Here is a 2,105-nt window from a genome sequence, read left to right on the forward strand (position 1 = left end):
ACCACGCTGGATTCACGAGATGAATCCCTCACTGGATTTGTGCAACAGAGCCGGAGCCGGGTCAGCGCCATCATGCAGAACCACCACCCGGTCTTCAAGACCTTCCCGGAAAGGTCGCATCATTGATTTCAAGGGCTGGCTAATTACAACGATCCCCTTCAGCGCATCACAACGGGCGAGAAACTGCAAGGTTCTATGCGCTGCGTCATCCTTGATCTCATGAACCTCTAGATACACTGGAATTCCAGCCAAGGCGGCGAAAACCGCTGCGCCCGAAGAGCGGGTAAATATGACGTTGTTCCCGTCATCGATCGCCCTTCGCACCAGTGAAAAGAAACCTAACTTCTTTGACGCAGCGTTCTCGTGGTGGAGCACCATCGGAAAGACCGTTCGTGTCGCAAACCGTCTATAAATATCTTCCGAACCATCTGAATGATCGATCTCCTGCTCCGCATATAGTGTAACGTCAGTCCCGATTTCCGAGAATGCTGAGCAAATCTTCATCACATGCACGTTGTTCGCTGCAATGCTCGGCATCTTTGAACCGGCAATATAAGCCAACTTGAGCGGTCTCTTGAACCGTCGCTGAAGTAGCATGGGGCGATCCGGAAACAGCGCCTGACCCATAAGCGTCAAGCTTTCCTCTGCCAAAACCGCATCCTGAAAGCCCAACGCGTTCACAGCAGCAATGAACGTTTGCAGCTGATGCTTCGAGATCTTCGGCGCATCTTTTCCTGCGCTTATCTTTTCGACCACTGATCTTGCCTTCTTGGCGAGAGCTGCTGGGGAAGACTCGGCCAAGAAGTCGAAGTGCTCTGCAAGCTTATTCATATCCGGATGCGCGCGGCATGCAGTTGCACCATGGTGTTTCGTCCAGCGGACATGCGGGCTTTTTCGAAAGTTCGGAGCGTTGCCGATTACGGCGTGCGGGATCCTGGCCCGCCAGAGAACATACATCAGACTGAACTGATCACGTTCTGGGCCGACCATATATTCTTTGAACCAAAGTTCGTTTATCTGCCGCATGATGGAGGTGTCACGGCGCACGAGGAAGGCATTCTCTAGGAGCCCCCGACTCTTCGGATACTGCTCTTTCTTGAGCCTCTTACGGAGCGCCTCGCTTCTCTCCTCGTCAGACTTGCCGAGCGATAGGCATACTTCAATCTCTTCGAAGAGGCAGTTTCTCTCGAAATGCGGATATCCGGCGATCTCTAGTCCCTGAAGGGCCTCCTCTGCCGCGTGCCTCACATTGCGCTCGATAAACTTGAGGCTAGCATCCAGATAGATACTGACATCGTGCTCTGGCAGATACTTGTGCGGCACGAGCTTGGGCAATCTTGATGCCCTGCGCGGACTCAGTCCCAGCGTATCGAAATGCATCACTTCCCAGCGATCAGACTTCAAATCCGGGTTGTCGGTAAACAAGATGTAGCGTACCGAAGGGTCGATGAATTCGGGCTCCTTGACCGCCTCGTAGTCCCCCACTAGGACCGAATAGACTACAACACGCGCATCATGGTTCAGCGGAAACGTTGTCGTTGGCGTCAAGCGCGCCGCGGTCTCCACCTCAGGCAATGCTGTTGGTACCGGATCTCGCCGCTTAGCTTCCAGCGAAACCCACGCCGTTTTAATAGCCGTAACGGGTACCCACGGGCGAAACATCTCCCAGCCGCCCAGAGAGTCAAACAGTCCTTGCTGCTTTGGGTTCTCAAAAAGAGCTTTCGGGTCTGGGCGCGACCTGCTGTTGTCCCCGAAACACTTTAAGAGCGGTCGACAGACCTCTGCTGAAAGATGGGTGCGGAAATAATCCCTCCCCGCCGCACGCTTCGCTTGAGCCGCCGACTCGTCATTGAGCCAGCGGGAGAGGGTCTGAGCCAGCAATTCCGCACTCGTTGGAACAACAACTCCGCGCTCCACAAAATCCATCATTCCAGCAGTCGGCTGAGCGAGAACCAACAGTCCGGCAGCAAGGGCATCCACCAACTTGGCAGGAACTTGATAGCGCGCCAGCAACGAGGTGTCGCTTTGCAAAAGAACGCATATATCGCCAAGCGCCACGACATCCGGAATCCTGTCGTAAGGCTGGCCGGGGAGGAACCGCATAT

The 2,105-nt window shown here is 54.6% G+C and carries 1 protein-coding gene; it reads right to left on the reverse strand.

Annotated features, from left to right (window positions below):
* Window positions 1-12: 12 nt before the first annotated feature.
* On the reverse strand, window positions 13-2,105 hold a 2,093-nt coding region (locus P5674_RS24265), incomplete at its 5' end, for a glycosyltransferase domain-containing protein (RefSeq protein ID WP_315670360.1).

The sequence above is a fragment of the Limnospira sp. PMC 289.06 genome, from assembly GCF_032350395.1.
GTDB lineage: Bacteria > Cyanobacteriota > Cyanobacteriia > Cyanobacteriales > Microcoleaceae > Limnospira > Limnospira platensis.